Raw genomic sequence first — 17,827 nt, forward strand, 5'->3', positions numbered from 1 at the left:
ATGAAGGGCAGGACAGTGCGACGGATCATCGGTGCGTCCCTCATCGGCCTCGGCGTGTTCCTCCTCGCCGCCGCCGTCCTCACCCGGTTCTACGTGGCCCCGACGCTGATCGGCGCGCCGCCGGACGTGTACCAGGTCACGCGGCTGAGGGCCGAGAACGCCTCCTATCTGGACGCCGCGTCGGCCACGCCGCGCTCGGGCGCCACGGTGGTGGCGACCAACACGATCCGGGGCGATCCCGGCTCCACCCATGACGGGGTCGCCGTCTGGGACACCACGACGATCGTCCAGGACGTCGGCCGCGGCACCACGATCGAGATCCAGAAGCAGCGGTACGCCTTCGACCGGCGCACCGGGCAGCTGCGGAACTGCTGCGGCGCGGCGGTGCAGGGCGACACCGGGGTGCGCATGTCGGGGATCGGCCTGTTCTGGCCGGTGGACGCCCGCAGGCGGGGCCTGGAGCTGTTCGACCCGGCGACGCGGCGCACGTGGCCGGTCTCCTTCGACGGGGAGGAGCGCGTCGCCGGCGTGTCCGCCTACCGCTTCGTGGCGCGCATTCCGGAGACGAAGGTGACCGGTGAGCTGCCCCCGGTGCCGGGCGAGCTGCTCGGGCGTCGCGGAGTCGGCGCGGCGGTGCCGGTGGACCGCTACTACCAGGCCGAGGCCACGTACTGGGTCGATCCGCGGACGGGCGCGCCGATCGACCAGCGGCAGCGGGTGCTGTCGACGCTGCGTCCGAAGGAGGGGCCCGGCCGCCTGGTGGTCGCCGACCTGACCCTGCGGATGACGCCCGAGTCGCGCAAGGCGCTGATCGGCAGGTCGGATGACGGCGCGCGGAAGATCCGCCTGCTGGAGACCGTGGGGCCGCTCGCCGCCGGCGGGGGCGGCCTGCTGCTCGCCGTGGCGGGCCTGCCGCTCACCCTGCGGGGCGGGCGGCGGGAGCGGCGCCCGCGCGGGGCGGTCCACCACCGGCGGCCCGCGGGCCCCCGGGCGGGCCGGTAGGACGGCGCCCGGCCACCCGTCCCGGTCGTGCACCATGGAGTGGTGACTGAGGTTGCTGAGGACGGGACGGGGACCCGCCTGCGGGTGCTGGCCGACCTCGTCTCGGACGGCGACGTGGTGGTGCTGAGCGGCGCGGGCCTGTCGACCGAGTCGGGCATTCCCGACTACCGCGGGGAGACGGGGCGGCGCCGGCGCGCGGAGCCGATGACCTACCAGGCGTTCACCGGGAGCGAGGCGGCGCGCCGCCGCTACTGGGCGCGGAGCCATCTCGGGTGGCGGCACATCGCGCGGGCCCGCCCGAACGCCGGGCACCGGGCGGTCGCCGCGCTGCAGCGGCGGGGGCTGCTGTCGGGGATCATCACGCAGAACGTCGACGGGCTGCAGCAGGCCGCCGGGGCGGACGGCGTGATCGAGCTGCACGGCGCGCTGGACCGGGTCGTGTGCCTGTCCTGCGGCGAGCGGACCCCGCGGGTCCGGCTGGAGGAGCGCCTGCGCGCGGCCAATCCCGGCTGGGAGGAGCGGGCCGCGGCGGTCTCCCCCGAGGCGGTCAATCCCGACGGCGACGCCGTCCTCGCCGACGCGGCGGTCGAGGAGTTCCGCATCGTGGGCTGCGAACGGTGCGGCGGCCCGCTCAAACCGGACGTGATCTTCTTCGGGGAGAACGTGCCGCCGGCCCGCGTCCAGGACTGCTACGCCCTGACCGAGCGGGCGGGGGCGCTGCTGGTGCTCGGGTCGTCGCTGACGGTGCTGTCGGGGTACCGGTTCGTCCGGCACGCGGCGCGGCACGGCGTCCCGGTCGCGATCGTCAACCGGGGCGCGACCCGCGGCGACGGGCACGCCCTGGTCACCGTCGACGCGCCGCTCGGCGCGACCCTCGGCGCCCTGCTCGGCGAGCTGGACGCCTAGCGCCCGCCGCCCAGGACGGTGGTCACGGGCGGCGCGGGGCTCGCGGCCCGGCCCTGGTTGGCGGGCGGCGGCGCGTCGGTGACCCGCGGCGGGTCGGGCAGGGTGTCGCCGGTGACGAAGCCGGTGCCCTCCAGGAGCTTGAGGTTGGCGCGGACGAACGGCTCGGCCTGCTCGGCGAAGGTCCGCATGAGGGTGTTGCGGGTGCTGCCGCGGACCGCGCCGATCATCGTGTAGGTCTGGCCCTGCGCGGTCCGCATCCGGGCGACGGCCGTCCGGTCGTACTCGTTGCCGGACTTGCCGCTGATCTCCGACATCCAGCTCTGCTGGTCGGGGGTGGGCTGGTTCGGCAGCGGGACGTTCAGCCGGGCGGCGACGTTGCGGTCCAGCGTGTCGAGCCGGACGTGCCGGCGGGCGATCTCGGCGAGGTTGCGGCGGGTGGCGGCCCGGGCGGCGCGGCGCTGGGCGTCCCGGGCGACGGGGATCTCCCACAGCGCGGCCTGCCGGATCGACACGATGAGGGCGCGGTCGGCGGGGCCGAGCGGACCGAAGCGGGTGTTGACGGTGGACTGGGCCGCGTCGTCGTTGCCGGCCTGGGGCGCCACCGCACCGCCGTCGGTCGCCTGGCGGCCCACCGGCGTGCAGGCGCCGAGGAGCAGCGCCGCGACGAGGCCGCTCGCCGCGATGGCCGGTCGGGGGGTGCGCATCGGCGGCCGCCTTTCGGATCGGTCGAGAGTTCGGGCGTTACGCAGCGGTACGCGCGTCCGGGCCGGACGGTTCACCGCGGGGCGGTCAGGTCCAGCCGAGCTGGACCAGGGTGGGCACGCGGGGTTCGCCGCCGGCGTCGGTGAAGGCGCGCAGGGCGTCGACGAGGACGTGCCGCTGGCCGACCGGCATCCGGGACACCACCGCGGCGATGTCGGCACGGCGGCGGGCCGTCACGTCGTCGACGATGGCGCGCCCGGCGGCGGTGAGCTGGATGCGGATCTCCCGGCCGCTGTCGGGGCTGGCCTGCCGGTCGACGAGCCCGGCGGCGGCGAGCCGGTCCACCATCCGCATCGCGGTGGACGGGTTGACCTCCAGCAGCCCGGCGAGCGTGACGAGCTTGGCCGGCCCCTGGGAGGACAGGACGACCAGGAGCCGGAACTGCGGCAGCGTGACGGCGTCCTCCACGGCGGCCAGGGAGCGCACGGAGATGGCCACCAGCAGCCGGGACGCGGTCAGCAGCGCCGAGGTGACCTCGTCGACGCCGTCGTCCGCCCGCTCGCTCATGACGACTTTCTACAACGCGGGGCCGGGTGGGCGCCAACCCCTCCACGGAACGCTCCAGTCAATGGCGGGTCAGGCCACGCGGTAGGCACCGGCCTCCTCCGCGCGCAGCGTGAGGCCGTTGCCGGGTTCGTCGCGGGGGCGGACCGTCCCGCCGGCCGGGGACAGGCATCCGTCGAAGAGCGTCGCCTCGACGCGGACGTGGTCGTGGAACCACTCGATGTGCCGGGCGTTCGGGATCGCCGCCATGACGGCGGCGTGCAGGTGCGGGGCGCAGTGGGCGGACAGGTCGCGCTGGTGGGCGCGGGCGAGGGCGGCGACGCGCAGGAACCCGGTGAGGCCTCCGCAGCGGGTGGCGTCGGCCTGCGGGCAGTCGACGGCGTCCATCAGCGGGACGAAGTCCGGCAGGTCGTAGCCGTACTCCCCCGCCGCGACCTCGCAGGCCGCCGCGGCGGCGACGGCGCGCAGGCCGGGCAGGTCGTCGGAGGTGACCGGTTCCTCGAACCAGCGCAGCCCGGTGCCCTCGGCGAGGCGGGCGACCCGGATCGCCTGCTTGACGGTGTAGGCGCCGTTGGCGTCGGCGTACAGGTCCGCGCCGTCGCCGACGGCGGCGCGGGCGAGGCGGAGGCGGGCGAGGTCGCGGTCCTCGGCGCGGCCCCACGACTCCCCGATCTTGATCTTGACGCGGGGGATGCCGAGGTCGGCCGACCAGTGCCGCAGCTGCGCGCGGGTCCGCGCGTCGTCGTAGGTGGTGAACCCGCCCGACCCGTACACCGGCACGGTGTCGTGGACGGTGCCGAGCAGGCGGTGCAGCGGGAGGTCCAGGAGCCGGGCCTTGAGGTCCCACAGCGCGGTGTCGACGGCGGAGACCGCCATGGCGGCGGTGCCGGGGCGCCCGGCGTTGCGGACGGCGCGCCGCATGGCCTCGTGGGCGCGCGGCACGTCCATCGGGTCGGTGCCGCGGACCGCGGGCTCCAGCAGGCCGCCGATCAGGTCCGCGGCGGCGGCCGGGCCGTAGGTCCAGCCGAGGCCGGTGCGGCCGCCGTGCCGGGCCTCGGCGAGCACGAGCGTGGTGGAGTCCCACGCCAGCGTGCCGTCGGCCTCGGGCGCGTCGGTGGGGACGGTGTAGGCGGACGCGGCGAGCGCGGTCACCGGCCGTCCTCCGGCAGCAGGCCGGCGAGGAGCTCGGCGAGGTGGCGGGGGCGGGCGGCGGTGCCCGCCTCGATCTGGGTCCGGCAGGAGAACCCGTCGGCGAGGACGGCCGTCCCGGGGGCGGCGTCCCGCACGGCGGGCCACACGCCCTGCTCGGCGATGGCGGTGGACGTCTCGTAGTGGCCGGCCTCGAAGCCGAAGTTCCCGGCGAGTCCGCAGCACCCGGCGTCGAGGACCTCCGCCTCGACGCCGGCGCGGGACAGGACGCGGCGGTCGGCGCCGAAGCCCATGATCGCGTGCTGGTGGCAGTGCGGCTGGGCGATCGCGCGCACCCGGGGGGTGTCGAGCCCGGCGACGGCGCCGTGGGAGGCGAGGGGCGAGGCGCCGCCGGTCTCCTGCTGGTGCTCGTCGAGCAGTTCGGCGAGGGTCCTGGTCTGGTCCCGCAGCCGTCTCACGTCGTCTTCCAGGGGGTCGCCCTCCATCAGCTCGGGGGCGTCGGCGCGGAACACGGCGGTACAGCTGGGCTCGAGCCCGACGACGGGGACGCCCTCGCGCAGCCGCGGGGCGAGCGCGCGGACGGTGCGCCGCAGGACGCGGGCGGCGATGCCGAGCTGCCCGGTGGAGATCCAGGTCAGGCCGCAGCACAGCGGGACGGGCGGCACCTCGACCCGGTATCCGGCGGCCTCCAGGACGCGGACGGCGGCCTCGGCGATGTTCGGGTGGAAGGCGTCGGTGAAGGTGTCGGGCCACAGGACGACGCGCCGGCCGCCGCCGCGCGGGGGGCGGTCCTTGAACCGGTCGGTGAACCGGCGGCGGGCGAAGCGGGGCAGGTCGCGGCGCGGGTCGATGCCGCCGGCCCGTTTGGCGATCGCGGCCAGGACGGGCAGGTGCAGCGCGGTGTTGGCGGCGCCGGGCGCGAGCGCGGCGATCCGGGCCCACAGCGGCAGCCAGCCCATGGTGTAGTGCGCGGGCGGCCGGATCCGGTGCCGGTAGTGGTGGGCGAGGAACTCGGCCTTGTAGGTGGCCATGTCCACGTTGACGGGGCAGTCGCTGCGGCATCCCTTGCAGGCCAGGCACAGGTCGAGGGCGTCGCGGACGTGCTCGGACCGCCACCCGGCGGTGATGACGGCGGCGCCGGCCGGTCCGGGCGCGGACGGGTCCGGCAGGCCGTCCCCGGTCAGGCCGTCCCCGGGCGGGGCGCCGGCGGGCATGCCGCGCATCATCTCCATGAGGATGCGGGCCCGGCCGCGGGTGGAGTGCTCCTCCTCCCCCGTGACCCGGTAGCTGGGGCACATCACCCCGCCCGACGACGCACGGCACCTGCCGATGCCGACGCAGCGGGCGGCGGCGTGGGTGAACCGGTGGCGGTCGCCGGGGAAGGAGAAGTGCGTGTCCGGCTCGTCCGGGTGGTAGGAGAGGCGGTCGAGGTCCTCGTCGAGCCGGTACGGGTGGACGATCTTGCCGGGGTTCATCCGGTCGCCCGGGTCGAAGATCGCCTTGAGGCGCTCGAAGAGCCGGACCACCTCCGCGCCGAACATGACCGGCAGGAGTTCGCCGCGGGACTGGCCGTCGCCGTGCTCTCCGGACAGGGAGCCGCCGTAGGAGGCGACGAGGCGGGCGGCGCGCCCGGCGAACTCCCGGTACCGCGCGGCGCCGGACTCGTCCGCCAGGTCGAACGGGATGCGGGTGTGCACGCAGCCCTGCCCGAAGTGCCCGTAGAGGGCGACGGGGTCGTAGCGGAACTCGCGGATGAGGGCGCGGAAGTCGCGCAGGTAGTCGCCGAGCCGGTCGGGCGGGACGGCGGCGTCCTCCCAGCCCTCGTGGGTGTCGGGGTGCCCGGGCGGGTAGGCGGTGGCGCCGAGCCCGGCCTCGCGGACCTTCCAGAGCCGCTCCTCCTCGGTGGGGTCGTGCAGGAAGCCGCAGCGCGGCGGGTCCGGCCCGTCCTGCATGTGCCGGATCAGGGCGCGGGCCCGCTCGTCCGCCTCGTCCTGGGTGGCGCCGCCGAGGCGGACCATGAGCCAGCCGGCGCCTTCGGGCATCTCGGCCAGCACGTCGGGTCCGGCGAGGCGGTCCTGTTCGGCGAGGTCGAGGAGGGTGTGGTCCATGCCCTCCAGGGCGAGCGGCCGGGACGGCAGGACGCGGGGGACGGCGTCGCCGGCGGCGGCGATGTCGTCGTAGCCGAGGACGACGAGCGCCTCGTGCTCGGGGACCGGCACGAGGCGGATCTCGGCGCGCAGCACGGTGACCAGCGTGCCCTCCGAGCCGACGAGGGCGCGGGCGACGTCGAAGTGCTTCTCGGGCAGCAGCGCGTCGAGGTTGTAGCCGGACACGCGGCGGGGGATGTCGGGGTAGCGGGTGCGGACGAGCTCCATGCCGTCGTCGCGCAGGGCGCGCAGCGCCCGGTAGATCTCGGCGCGCCGCCCGCCCGCGGCCTGGATGGCCTCGTAGTCCTCGTCGGAGGTCTCCCCGACCCACATGCGCAGCCCGTCATAGGTGAGCACCTCGAGCCGGGCGACGGAGTCGGCCGTCTTCCCGTACGCCTGCGCGGACGCGCCGCAGGAGTTGTTGCCGATCATCCCGCCGATCGTGCAGGTGTCGTGGGTGGACGGCTTGGGCCCGACCATGAGGCCGTGCGCGGACAGCTCGCCGTTGAGGTCGTCCAGGCAGGCGCCGGGCTCCACGACGGCGCGGCGCGCGTCCGGGTCCACCGAGAGCAGGCGGTGGCAGTACTTGGACCAGTCGATGACGACGGCCTCGTTGACGCACTGCCCGGCCAGGCTCGTCCCGCCGCCGCGCGACAGGACGGGCACGTCGTGCTCGGCGCAGACCCGGACGGTCTCGGCACCGGCCTCGACCGTTCTCGGCACCACCACCCCGATGGGGGGCCGCCGGTAGTTGGACGCGTCGTGGGAGTAGGCGGCGCGTGATCCGGGGTCGAACCGGATCTCGCCGTCGACCCGCTCGGCGAGCGCGCGCCGCAGGCCGTCCGCCCCGCGGGCGGTCGCGCCCGCGCGCCGCCGGTCCCTCCTGGTCTTCTTCACCGAAACCGCCATGGCGGTACGACTACCCGGGCTCCGCGGTTCAACCGTGGACCGGCCCCGTTTATTCGGCGGACGTGGTCAGCCGGTCCGCTCGCGGACGAGGGCGGCCAGGTCCATGCGGGCGAGGGCGCGCAGGCCGGGGCGCTGCGCCAGCCAGGCGACGGCGATCACGATGAGCGCGGACCAGGCGAAGGTGGCGGGCCGGATGTCGGTGCGGAACGCCATCAGGTCGCTGTTGAAGGCGCCGAGGAACGCGCCGGTGGCGAGCCGCCCGGCGATCAGGCCGGGGACGGCGCCGGCGGCCACGACGAGGAGGTTCTCCGCGGTGACGAGCCGGGCGAGCCGCCTGCGGCCGACGCCGGAGGCGCGCAGGGTCGCCAGTTCGGTGCCGCGTTCGGCGAGGTTGACCGACAGGGTGGCGAACAGGACGGTGAAGGCGAGCAGGCCGCCGAAGACGAGCATGACGGCGACGAACACGTAGAACAGGTCCATGTAGTCGTCCATGGTCTGCTCGAGCGCCCGGGCGTCGGTGTAGGCGAGGACGCCGGGCCGCGCCGACAGGGCGCGTTCGACGGCGGCGCGGTCGGCGCCGGGGTCGAACCGGACGAGGACGGTGCCGGGTCCGGCTGTCGGCGCCCACGCGGCGACCTGGCCGAGGGTGGCGTAGGCGCGGGTGCCGAGCGGCTCGTCGACGAATCCGGCGACGGTGGTGGTGACGGTGCGGCCGTCGCCGAGGCGGAGGCCGACGCGGTCGCCGGTGTCCAGGCCGAGCCTGTCCTTCAGGGCCGCGCCGATGAGGGCGCCCTCGCCGGGCAGGGTCCGCTCACCGCCGCCGGGGGTGAGGAACCGGTGCATGCGGGTGTGGGCGGGCAGCCCGACGACGGTGGTGGAGTACTCCCGGCCGCCCGCGTTGATCGTGACGGGGACGTGGGCGGACGGTTCGGCGGCGCGCACGCCCTTCGTCCCGGCCAGGGCCTTGAGCGTGGCGGCGTCGGCGGGGCGTGCGAGGGTGAGTTCGGCGTCCTGCCGCTGGACCTGGTCGAACTGCCGGGAGACGGTCGCCCGGGAGGAGTCGAGCATCCCCCAGGAGACCAGGATCAGGACGAGCGCGAGGACGACGCCGGCCATCGTGTAGAGGGTGCGGCGGAGCTGGCGGGTGGGTCCGCGCAGCACCAGCCACGCGCCGGCGGGCAGCCGTCCCGCGGCGGGGACGGATCGCTGGAGCCGGGCGAGGAGCCCGCCGCCGCGGGTGGAGGGGACGGTGCCGCGCATCGCCTCGGCGGGCGGGACGCGCGCGGCCGACGCCGCGGGGGCCAGGGCTGCGAGGGCGCCGGCGGCCACGCCGAACGCCAGGCCGGCCGCCACGGTGGACGCGCGGATCGACACCAGCGTCTCGGGCAGGCCGATCGCGTCCGCGTACATGCGGGTGACGGTCCCGGCGAGCAGGAGCCCGGCGGCGACGCCGAGGACGGAGCCGGCGAGCCCGACGGCGACCCCGGTGGCCAGGTAGTGCGCGACGAGCGTCCGGCGGCGGAACCCGCTGGCGCGCAGCGTCCCGATGACGACGCGGTCGCGTGCGACGCGGCGGGTCAGCACGACGTAGACGGCGACGCCGGCGGCGGCGAGGAACATCATCGGGAACATGACGGCCAGTTCGGAGAACCCCTTGATGTCCTCGGTGAGGGTGGCGTTGCTGGGCTGCTCGGCACGGGTGAGTGCCGCCCCCGCGCCGTGGCCGCGGGCGGCGGCGGACAGGGCGGCGTCGAGCCGGGCGGCGTCGCGGCGCCCGGCGCCGGTGTAGAACACCGCGACCTGGTTGGGGGCCGCGGTGCCGGCGATCCGGCGGGCCAGCGGCTCGGGCACGAACAGGACGCCGAACGATCCGGGCGCGGGCAGCACGTTCTGGCGGTCGGCGGCGGGCCACAGGTACTCGGGTGAGGACGCGGTGCCGCGCACGCCGAGGTTCCGCCAGGCGCGCCCGTCCCACACGGCCACCTCGGAGCCGGGCTCGAGGCGGGCGTGGTCGGCGAGGTGCTTCTCGGCGAGGACGCCCGCGGGGGCGGCGGGGTCGAGGTAGCGGCCGTCGAGGACCTTCACCCGGTTGACGGCGGGCTGCGCGGCGGCGGGGAGCCCGACGACGCGCCCGACGAGGGTGGCGCCGTCCGGCATGCGCAGCGGGACGTCGGCGACGGTCCGCGCGGTGACGGCTTGGACGCCGGGGCGGGCCCCGGCCCGCGCGGCGATCGCGGCGGTGTCGCCGCCGGTGACGGTGAGGTCGGCGAACCGGTACTTCCCGAAGAGCGCCTCGTACCCGGTGTCCAGGTTCCGGTAGGCGTCGTAGGAGGCGCCGAACAGGGCGACGCCGAGCATCACCAGCACCGCCGCCGACACCAGCTGGGCGGGGCGGCGGCGCAGGTCGCGGCGGAGTTTGACGGTGAGGGTGCTCACCACGTCACCTCGGCGGCGGTGGCGGGGGAGGCCTGCGCGGTGACGTCGACGACGGTGCCGGAGCGCATCCGGATCGTGCGGTGCGCGAGGGCGGCTATCGCGGCGTTGTGGGTGACGACCAGGACCGTGCGGCCCCGCCGGTTGAGGTCCTGCAGGACGCGCAGGACGCCGCGTCCGGTCTCCAGGTCCAGCGCGCCGGTGGGCTCGTCGCACAGCAGCAGCGCGGGGTCCTTGGCGATGGCGCGGGCGATGGCGACGCGCTGCTGCTCGCCGCCCGACAGCTGCGCCGGGAAGTGGCCGGCGCGCTCGGCGAGCCCGACGGCCGCGAGCGCGGCCCGCGACCGCTCCCGGTCGCCGCGGCCGGTCAGCTCGGCGACCAGCCGGACGTTCTCCAGCGCGGTCAGCGACGGGACGAGGTTGAAGAACTGGAAGACGAACCCGACGGTGTCGCGCCGGTAGGCGGTGCGGGCGTCCTCGCCGAGGCCGGTGATGTCGCGGCCGCCGGCGATGACCTCGCCGGCGGTGGCGGGCTCGATCCCGCCGATGAGGTTGAGCAGGGTCGTCTTGCCCGATCCGGAGGGGCCGAGCAGGACGGCGAACTCGCCCCGCCGCACCTCCAGGTCCACGTCCCTGAGCGCGTGGACCTCGGCCGGGCCGGTGCCGTAGGTCTTGCGCGCCCCGCGCAGCAGCACCGCGGGCGGCGGCTCGCCGTGCCCGCCGCGGTCGTCCTGGACGGCCGCCCGCTCATGGCCGTGTCGCGTCATCGCCGCCTCCTTCGTCGTCGTCTTTGTTGTCGTCTTCGTGGTGGTCTTCGCCGTCGCCGGGCCCGGGCACGGCGGCGGGTGCGGCGGGCGGCCGGAGCAGCGCCGTCAGCCCGGCGATCGACGCGCCGGCGTCGGTGCGGGGGGCGATCAGCGCGTGCAGGAGCAGCCCGTCGATGAGCGCGGTGAGCACGACCGCGAGGGCGGCGGGGTCGGCGTCGGCGCGCAGCAGCCCGGCCGCCCTGTCCTCGGTGAGCCGGGAGGCCAGCAGGTCCCGGAACACGCGGATCTGCCGCTCGCTCTCGGCGCGCAGCTCGCCGTCGCGGAGGCCGTGCATGAGCGCTTCCATGACGACGCGCCGACCGGGGGTGTCGGCGGAGCGGCCGGTGAGGTCCCGGACGGCCTCGGTGATGCCTTCCAGGACGTCGCGTGCCCTCAGGATCGCCTCGACGGGGCCTTCCAGCTCCTGCTCCACGGCGTGCATGACCGCGGCCCGGCGCAGCGCGCCGACCGACCCGAAGTAGTAGTGCACGAGGGCGTTGTTGGCCTGTGCCCGGTCCGCCACCACCCGCGAGGTGACGGCGGCCCAGCCGCTCTCGGCCATCACCGCGACGGCCGCCTCCAGCAGCCGCAGCCGCGTCGGCACCGCGTCGTCCGCCATGTCCGCTCCCCCCCCGGATCACCGTTTTGGGCACTCGCTTAAAGCGACTGCCCAAACGGTAGACCGGATCTTTGCAGTATGCAAACGTCAGGTCTGCGAAACGCCCCCGGGCTGGGCCTCGGGGGCGGAGATGAGGGTGCGGGGCCGTCCCCGCGGGCGGCTCACGCGGGGACGGTCCGGCCGGTGTCAGGCGTCGCGGCGTTTGAGGAGGAACGCGGCGAGGGCGAGCAGCGCGACGGTCCACAGGGTGAACACGCCGTAGCCCTGCCAGGGGGTGAGCAGGTCGTCGGGGCCCTGGTGGGCCTTGGCGATCAGGGTGCCGGCCTCGGAGGGCAGGTAGGCGTGAACGTGCTCGCCGATGCTGCCGGGGAGCAGCGCCGCGAGCGGCGCCAGCACGAGGACGAAGCCGATCACGCCGGTGATGCCGCCGGCGGAGTGCCGCACGATCGCGCCGATCGCCAGCGCGAACAGCCCGAGCATGGCCAGGTAGAGGCCGCCGCCGATGACGGCGCGCAGCACGCCCTCGTCACCGAGGGACACCTCGACCTTGCTGCCGAGGAAGGCGGCGCCGATGAAGAACGACACGAACGACACGGCGATGCCGAGGACGAGGACGACCAGGGAGAACACCAGGGCCTTGGCCCACAGCATCGGCAGCCGCCGCGGCACGGCGAGCAGGCTGGCGCGGATCATGCCGGTGGAGTACTCGGAGGCGATCACCAGGACGCCGAGGACGCAGACGGTGAGCTGGCTGAGGAAGAACCCGCTGCCGAGGATCATGCTGACCGGGTCGGCGGTGACCTGGGCGCGGTCGCCGGGCTGCATGTCGTCCCACTGCGCGACGGTGAGCCCGACGAACAGCGCGGTGAACCCGAGGTCGAGGATGACGAGCAGGATCAGCGACCACAGCGTGGACCGGACCGTGCGGATCTTCGTCCATTCGGCGATGAGGAGCCGCCCGAAGCCGGGCCGGGGGTGGGCCTGGGCGCCCGCGGCGGGCTCGGTGGTGGCCGTGGTCATCGGGACTCCCCCTCCTCGGCGGGGACGGGCGGCGCTTCGGGGACGGCTCCGGGCGGGGCCGCGGGAACGGCCGCGGGGGCCGTCGCGGGAGCGGTGCCGCCGGCCGCGCCGTACTCGACGCTCTCGCGGGTCAGCTCCATGAACGCCGCCTCCAGGGAGCCGCGGCTCGGGGTGAGCTCGTGCAGGACGATGCCCTCGGCGGCGGCGAGTTCCCCGACGCGCGGCGCCTCCATGTGGGTGACGGTGATCAGGTCGTCCTCGCCCGGGGCGACCTTGCCGCCCTCGGCCGCGACGGCGTCGGCGAGCCGCCCGGCCTCGGGGCTGCGGACGGTCACGGTCTTCTCGGTCGAGCGCTCGATGAACTCCTCGGTGGAGCAGTCGGCGATCAGCCGGCCGCGGCCGATGACGATGAGGTGCTCGGCGGTGACGGCCATCTCGTTCATGAGGTGGCTGGAGACGAACACGGTGCGGCCCTCGGCGGCGAGGTGCTGCATGAGGGTGCGGATCCAGACGATCCCCTCGGGGTCGAGGCCGTTGACGGGCTCGTCCAGGACGAGCACGGACGGGTCGCCGAGCAGGGCGGCGGCGATGCCGAGCCGCTGCCCCATGCCGAGGGAGAAGCCGCCGGCGCGCTTGCGGGCGACGCCGGTGAGCCCGACGAGCTCGACGACCTCGTCGACGCGCTTCTTGCCGATGCCCTGCGTCTGCGCCAGGCACAGCAGGTGGTTGTAGGCGCTGCGGCCGGTGTGCACGGCGCGGGCCTCCAGCAGCGCGCCGACGACGCGCAGCGGGGCGTTCAGGTCGCGGTAGTGGCGGCCCTGGATGCGGGCGTCGCCGCGGTCGGGGCGGTCCAGGCCGAGCAGCAGCCGCATGGTGGTCGACTTCCCGGCGCCGTTCGGGCCCAGGAACCCGGTGACCCGCCCGGGTATGACCGTGAACGACAGGTCGTCCACGGCGGTCTTGTCGCCGTAGCGCTTGGTGAGGTTCTCCGCCTCGATCATGCCCTCTTCCCAGGCTCGTCCATCACGAATACAGGTGATCGCGATCACACTAGCGCGGGGCGGTGCGGGCGCGGATCCTCCTGCAAGCCGATCCGTCTCCGCCTCCGGCATGAGGCCGGAAAGACGAGACGCCCTCCACGCGGCGGGGAGGGCGTCTCGTCCGGCTTTCCGGGCGGGGTCAGGACGCGGTGACGCCGTCGGCGGCGTTGACGTCCTTGTGGAACCGCTTGTGGACGTACAGGCGCTCGCCGAGCGTCTCGCACCGCCACCACAGGCCGCTCGGGGGGCCGATGCGGGTGTTGCGCGGCAGTTCGCGCAGGACCTCGTTGACGGGGGTCATGCGCATCCGCCCGGACCGGCACACCAGGATGCGGCGGTCGGTGACCACGACGACCCGGTAGGCGTTGCTGAAGATGATGATCCAGTACGAGATCAGGGCGAAGTACTGGCTCGTCGTCTGGGCGCCGAACACCGCCTGGATGTTCTCGCCCGGCTGCAGGACGTGGGCCGCGTTGGCGCGCATCTTGTCGCGGATGGCCACGGTCGGGACCTTTCTCGGGGTAAACATGGGGGTGCCCGGCTCCCACGGTCTCATGGCGGCCGGGCGTCCCCGATTGTCGCATCGGATCGTGGCGGCCCGTGCCGGTTTCGCATCATCGGCGAACTTCGGGGCTGGACAGACGGATCCCCCGTTATTGACCGTCTGTCAATAGGTGCGGGAGGATGGCGGGGCAGGCTCCGACCCCCGGGAGGTTCCGTGCCCGCCACACCCCGCATCCCGACCGAGCGCCCCGCCGCCCGTCCCGGCGCGGGGTCCCCCGGCGAGGCCGGGGACCGGCTCGCCGGCCTGCTCGCCGACCGGGACGTGCTGCGGGCGCTGGCGTCCGAGCCGCTCGTCGGCCTCGCCGCCGGGCGGGCCCTGCTGATGCAGCTGGCGCATCCGGCCGTGGCGCGCGGCGTCGCCGAGCACAGCGACTTCGCCGACCGCCCCCTCGCCCGCCTGTTCGGCACGCTCGACTTCCTGCTGATCACCACCTACGGGACGCCGGAGCAGGTGGCGCGGGTCGCGGCGAAGGTCCGCGGCATCCACACCACCGTCCGCGGCGACGGCTACACCGGCGACGACCCCGGCCTGCAGCTGTGGGTCAACGCGACCCTCATCGACTCGGCCCTGCACGTCCACGAGCGCCTCATGCGCGGCGGCGGCGACCCCGGCTTCGCCGAGGCCTACTACCGCCAGGCAAGGATCGTCGCCGACGTCCTCGGCTGCCCGCTGGAGTCGCAGCCGCCGGACCTGGCCGCGTTCCGCGCCTACATGGCCGAGACGCTCGCGGCACTGGAGGTCACCGGCACCGCCAGGGAGGTCGCCGCCGCCGTCCTGTGGCCGCGGCGGCTGCGCCCCCTGTTCCCCGCGCTCGCCGTGTTCCGCCTGGTCACCGCCGCACTCCTCCCGAAGGAGCTGCGCGAGGGGTTCGGGCTGCCGTGGACCCCGGCCCGCCGCCGCGCGGCCGGGGCGCTGCTGCGGACGGCCGCGCTCGCCCACCGGCTGACGCCCCGCCCGCTGCGGCGCCCGCCCGAGCCGCTGCTGGTGCGCCTGGCGGCCTACCGCGTCGACCGCACCCTGTCGGCCCGCCGGGCCCGGCGCCGCGCGGGCTGACCGCCCCGGCGGCACCGGCCGCGGCGGCGCCGGCCGCACGCCGGACGCGTTCTAGGCGACCGAGGAGTACGCCACCACACCGCGCCGCATCGCGTCCATCGCGCGCCGCGCGGTCTTGCGGAGGTGGCTGTTCGGCGGCGCGGCGTCGGTGACCTGGCCGAGCAGGTCCAGCAGCTGCTTGACGGCGCGGACGAAGTCGCCGGCGGTCAGGTCGCTCTCCAGCAGCACCTCGTCGAGGTCGTCGCCCTTGGCCCACCGGTAGGCGGTCCACGCGAACCCCAGGTCGGGTTCGCGCAGGAACGACACGCGGTTGTCGCGCTCGACGGCGTCCAGCTCCCCCCACAGCCGCACCATCGAGGCCAGGGCGTCCTGCGCGGCCCCGCCGGGGGTGCGGGGCGGGGCGGCGTCGTCGGGCTGCCGCGACTCGTAGACCAGCGCGGACACGCACGCGGCCAGCTCGGCGTGGTCGAGCTTCTCCCACAGCCCCTCGCGCAGGCTCTCGGCCGTGAGCAGGTCCAGCTCGTTGTAGATGCGGCCGAGGCGGCGGCCCTCATCGGTGACGGAGTCGCCGTCGAGGTAGCCGAGCTGCTGCAGGACGGCGCACACCCTGTCGAACGTCCGGGCGATCACCTGGGAGCGGCCCTCGACGCGGCGGCGGAGCTGCTCGGTCTCCCGGTCGAGGCGGTGGTACCGCTCGGCCCAGCGGGCGTGGTCCTCGCGCTTGTCGCAGCCGTGCACGGGGTGCCGCCGCAGGTCGGCGCGCAACCGGGTGATCTCGGCGTCGTCGGTCGCGGCGGAGTCGCCGCGCGCCCGCCGCCGCTCCCGGACGTCGTCGGGGACCTTGTTGCGGAGCGTGGACGCCAGGTCGCGGCGGTCCTGCGGGTTGCGGGGGCTGAACGACTTCGGGATGCGGATCCGCTCGACGGGCTCCACGGCGCGCGGGAAGTCCTGGATCGACAGCCGCTGCACCGACCGGTTCACGGTCAGCACCAGCGGCGCCGGGCCGTCGGAGCGGCGCCCGACGCCCGGGTCGAGGACCACCGCGAGGCCGGACCGCCGCCCCGACGGCACGATGATCACATCGCCGGGCCGCAGGTGCTCCAGGGAGCGGGCGGCCTCGGCGCGGCGGGCGCCGGCGCGCTCGCGCGACAGCTCCGACTCGCGGTCCGACAGCCGCCGCCGCATCGCGGCGTACTCCATGAAGTCGCCGAGGTGGCACTGCGCCGCCTTCGCGTACCCCTCCAGCGCCTCCTCGTTCTTGTGGACCTGGCGGGCCAGGCCGACGACGGCGCGGTCGGCCTGGAACTGCGCGAACGACTCCTCCAGGAGGGTGCGCGCGCGTTCGATGCCGACGGCGCCGACGAGGTTGACGGCCATGTTGTAGGACGGCCGGAAGCTGGAGTTCAGCGGGTAGGTGCGGGTGCCGGCGAGCCCGGCGACCGACGCCGGCTCCACGTTCGGGCCCCACACCACCACGGCGTGCCCCTCGACGTCGATGCCGCGCCGCCCGGCCCGCCCGGTCAGCTGCGTGTACTCGCCGGGGGTGAGGTCGACGTGCGCCTCGCCGTTCCACTTGTCGAGCTTCTCGATCACGACGGTGCGGGCGGGCATGTTGATGCCGAGCGCGAGCGTCTCCGTCGCGAACACCGCCTTGATCATCCCGCGGGTGAACAGCTCCTCGACGATCTCCTTGAACGTCGGCAGCATCCCGGCGTGGTGGGCGGCGACACCGCGCTGCAGGGCGTCCAGGAAGTCGCCGTAGCCGAGGATCCGCAGGTCCTCGGGCGCGATGTCGGCGGTGCGCAGCTCGGCGTGCGCGCGGATCTCCTCCGCCTCCTCCTTGGAGGTCAGCCGGATCCCGGCGTGCAGGCACTGCAGGACGGCCGCGTCGCAGCCGGCGCGGCTGAAGATGAACGTGATCGCCGGGAGCAGCCCGGCACGTTCCAGCCGCTCGATCACGTCCGGCCGGGCCGGCGGACGGAACCGCTGCGGGCGGGGCGCGCGGCGGCGTCCCGTCCGACGCCCCTGGTTGACCTTGGCGCGGCGGACCTCCTCCACCGCCATCCGGGTCAGCTGCGGGTTCAGGCGGGCCTGCCGGTCCTTGCCCTTGCCGGTGTCGACGAACAGGTCGTACAGGCGGGTCCCGACCATCATGTGCTGGAACAGCGGCACGGGACGGTGCTCGTCCACGATCACGGCGGTGTCGCCGCGCACCTCGTGCAGCCACTCGCCGAACTCCTCGGCGTTGCTGACGGTCGCCGACAGCGCCACGATCCGCACCGAGTCCGGAACGTGGATGATCACCTCTTCCCAGACGGCGCCGCGGAACCGGTCGGCCAGGTAGTGCACCTCGTCCATGACGACGAACGCGAGGCCGGCCAGGGTCTGCGACCCCGCGTACAGCATGTTCCGCAGGACCTCGGTCGTCATGACGACGATCGGGGCCTCCCCGTTGACGCTGTTGTCGCCGGTGAGCAGCCCGACCTTCTCCGGCCCGTACCGGCGGACGAGGTCGGCGTACTTCTGGTTCGAGAGCGCCTTGATCGGCGTGGTGTAGAAGCACTTGGTGCCGCCGGTGAGGGCGAGGTGGACGGCGAACTCCCCCACCACCGTCTTCCCGGATCCGGTGGGCGCGGCGACCAGGACGCCGCTGCCGTCCTCCAGCGCCTGGCACGCCTCCAGCTGGAACTCGTCCAGCTCGAAGTCGTACAGGGTGCGGAAGTCCAGCAGGGCCGGGCCCTGCCCCGCGGTGCGCCTGCGGTAGGCGGCGTACCGCTGGGCCGGGCTCTCCCCGGCCGACGTCGTGTCGGGGGTGGTCATGCCTTCGAGCCTACGGTTCCGACGGCCCCCACCACCAATCCGGCCCGCCCGGCGGGGGCGGGACGGCGCGGGCGGTGGTCGGACGGCGCGGT

At 75.1% G+C, this 17,827-nt stretch carries 14 protein-coding genes; 3 read left to right on the plus strand and 11 right to left on the minus strand.

The window, feature by feature from the left end; genetic code table 11:
• Nucleotides 1-15: 15 nt before the first annotated feature.
• Both K8Z49_RS06490 and K8Z49_RS06495 read left to right on the plus strand, forming a co-directional pair.
• Nucleotides 16-1,002, plus strand: coding sequence for a DUF3068 domain-containing protein (locus tag K8Z49_RS06490; RefSeq protein WP_024935916.1), 987 nt, complete (start codon nucleotides 16-18; stop codon nucleotides 1,000-1,002).
• Nucleotides 1,003-1,044: 42 nt separating this feature from the next.
• Complete coding sequence (locus K8Z49_RS06495) at nucleotides 1,045-1,908, plus strand: NAD-dependent protein deacetylase (protein ID WP_244938565.1); 864 nt, start codon at nucleotides 1,045-1,047, stop codon at nucleotides 1,906-1,908.
• Here the strand turns inward: K8Z49_RS06495 and K8Z49_RS06500 are convergent.
• From K8Z49_RS06500 to K8Z49_RS06545, 10 genes are all read right to left on the minus strand, one after another.
• Nucleotides 1,905-2,612 carry a DUF4142 domain-containing protein gene (locus K8Z49_RS06500; protein WP_075022440.1) on the minus strand — a complete coding sequence of 236 codons (708 nt, stop codon included), beginning with the start codon at nucleotides 2,610-2,612 and terminating at the stop codon, nucleotides 1,905-1,907. The genes K8Z49_RS06495 and K8Z49_RS06500 overlap by 4 nt on opposite strands.
• 85 nt (nucleotides 2,613-2,697) lie before the next feature.
• Nucleotides 2,698-3,177: a MarR family winged helix-turn-helix transcriptional regulator gene (locus tag K8Z49_RS06505; protein WP_021599273.1), complete on the minus strand. Its 480-nt coding sequence runs from the start codon at nucleotides 3,175-3,177 to the stop codon at nucleotides 2,698-2,700.
• Nucleotides 3,178-3,246: 69 nt separating this feature from the next.
• On the minus strand, nucleotides 3,247-4,326 hold the full coding sequence (locus tag K8Z49_RS06510) for an enolase C-terminal domain-like protein (RefSeq protein WP_412517832.1): 1,080 nt from the start codon (nucleotides 4,324-4,326) through the stop codon (nucleotides 3,247-3,249).
• The gene (locus tag K8Z49_RS06515) at nucleotides 4,323-7,379 is read right to left on the minus strand and encodes an FAD-binding and (Fe-S)-binding domain-containing protein (RefSeq protein ID WP_412517833.1); all 3,057 of its coding nucleotides are present in this window, start codon (nucleotides 7,377-7,379) and stop codon (nucleotides 4,323-4,325) included. The genes K8Z49_RS06510 and K8Z49_RS06515 overlap by 4 nt, the downstream gene beginning before the upstream one ends.
• Nucleotides 7,380-7,445: 66 nt before the next feature.
• The gene (locus K8Z49_RS06520; protein WP_412517834.1) at nucleotides 7,446-9,815 is read right to left on the minus strand and encodes an FtsX-like permease family protein; all 2,370 of its coding nucleotides are present in this window, start codon (nucleotides 9,813-9,815) and stop codon (nucleotides 7,446-7,448) included.
• Entirely contained in the window at nucleotides 9,812-10,579 is a 768-nt protein-coding gene (locus tag K8Z49_RS06525) for an ABC transporter ATP-binding protein (RefSeq protein WP_412517835.1), read from the minus strand. The genes K8Z49_RS06520 and K8Z49_RS06525 overlap by 4 nt, the downstream gene beginning before the upstream one ends.
• Nucleotides 10,560-11,237 (minus strand): TetR/AcrR family transcriptional regulator, encoded by a 678-nt coding sequence (locus K8Z49_RS06530; protein ID WP_412517836.1) that lies wholly within the window; start codon nucleotides 11,235-11,237, stop codon nucleotides 10,560-10,562. The genes K8Z49_RS06525 and K8Z49_RS06530 overlap by 20 nt, the downstream gene beginning before the upstream one ends.
• Nucleotides 11,238-11,423: 186 nt before the next feature.
• Nucleotides 11,424-12,257, minus strand: a complete 834-nt coding sequence (locus tag K8Z49_RS06535) for an ABC transporter permease (RefSeq protein ID WP_075022443.1) — start codon at nucleotides 12,255-12,257, stop codon at nucleotides 11,424-11,426.
• Nucleotides 12,254-13,258, minus strand: coding sequence for an ABC transporter ATP-binding protein (locus K8Z49_RS06540; RefSeq protein ID WP_412517837.1), 1,005 nt, complete (start codon nucleotides 13,256-13,258; stop codon nucleotides 12,254-12,256). The genes K8Z49_RS06535 and K8Z49_RS06540 overlap by 4 nt, the downstream gene beginning before the upstream one ends.
• A 178-nt stretch (nucleotides 13,259-13,436) precedes the next feature.
• Nucleotides 13,437-13,799 carry a hypothetical protein gene (locus K8Z49_RS06545; protein ID WP_021599579.1) on the minus strand — a complete coding sequence of 121 codons (363 nt, stop codon included), beginning with the start codon at nucleotides 13,797-13,799 and terminating at the stop codon, nucleotides 13,437-13,439.
• 216 nt (nucleotides 13,800-14,015) lie between these two features.
• Between K8Z49_RS06545 and K8Z49_RS06550 the strand changes: the two genes are divergently transcribed.
• On the plus strand, nucleotides 14,016-14,915 hold the full coding sequence (locus K8Z49_RS06550) for an oxygenase MpaB family protein (protein ID WP_412517838.1): 900 nt from the start codon (nucleotides 14,016-14,018) through the stop codon (nucleotides 14,913-14,915).
• A 51-nt stretch (nucleotides 14,916-14,966) separates the two neighbouring features.
• Here K8Z49_RS06550 and K8Z49_RS06555 read toward each other — a convergent pair whose 3' ends face one another.
• A complete protein-coding gene (locus K8Z49_RS06555) occupies nucleotides 14,967-17,735 on the minus strand; it encodes a DEAD/DEAH box helicase (RefSeq protein WP_412517839.1) in 2,769 nt (922 codons plus the stop codon).
• Nucleotides 17,736-17,827 lie beyond the last annotated feature (92 nt).

Origin of the sequence: Actinomadura madurae, assembly GCF_047130825.1 — a bacterium.
GTDB lineage: Bacteria > Actinomycetota > Actinomycetes > Streptosporangiales > Streptosporangiaceae > Spirillospora > Spirillospora madurae.

What these genes read in the sequence shown, in the direction of transcription:
- K8Z49_RS06500 (WP_075022440.1), bottom strand. Translation starts at nt 2,612, where the DNA reads ATGCGCACCCCCCGACCGGCCATCGCGGCGAGCGGCCTCGTCGCGGCG.
- K8Z49_RS06505 (WP_021599273.1), bottom strand. Translation starts at nt 3,177, where the DNA reads ATGAGCGAGCGGGCGGACGACGGCGTCGACGAGGTCACCTCGGCGCTG.
- K8Z49_RS06515 (WP_412517833.1), bottom strand. Translation starts at nt 7,379, where the DNA reads ATGGCGGTTTCGGTGAAGAAGACCAGGAGGGACCGGCGGCGCGCGGGC.
- K8Z49_RS06525 (WP_412517835.1), bottom strand. Translation starts at nt 10,579, where the DNA reads ATGACGCGACACGGCCATGAGCGGGCGGCCGTCCAGGACGACCGCGGC.
- K8Z49_RS06530 (WP_412517836.1), bottom strand. Translation starts at nt 11,237, where the DNA reads ATGGCGGACGACGCGGTGCCGACGCGGCTGCGGCTGCTGGAGGCGGCC.
- K8Z49_RS06535 (WP_075022443.1), bottom strand. Translation starts at nt 12,257, where the DNA reads ATGACCACGGCCACCACCGAGCCCGCCGCGGGCGCCCAGGCCCACCCC.
- K8Z49_RS06540 (WP_412517837.1), bottom strand. Translation starts at nt 13,258, where the DNA reads ATGATCGAGGCGGAGAACCTCACCAAGCGCTACGGCGACAAGACCGCC.
- K8Z49_RS06555 (WP_412517839.1), bottom strand. Translation starts at nt 17,735, where the DNA reads ATGACCACCCCCGACACGACGTCGGCCGGGGAGAGCCCGGCCCAGCGG.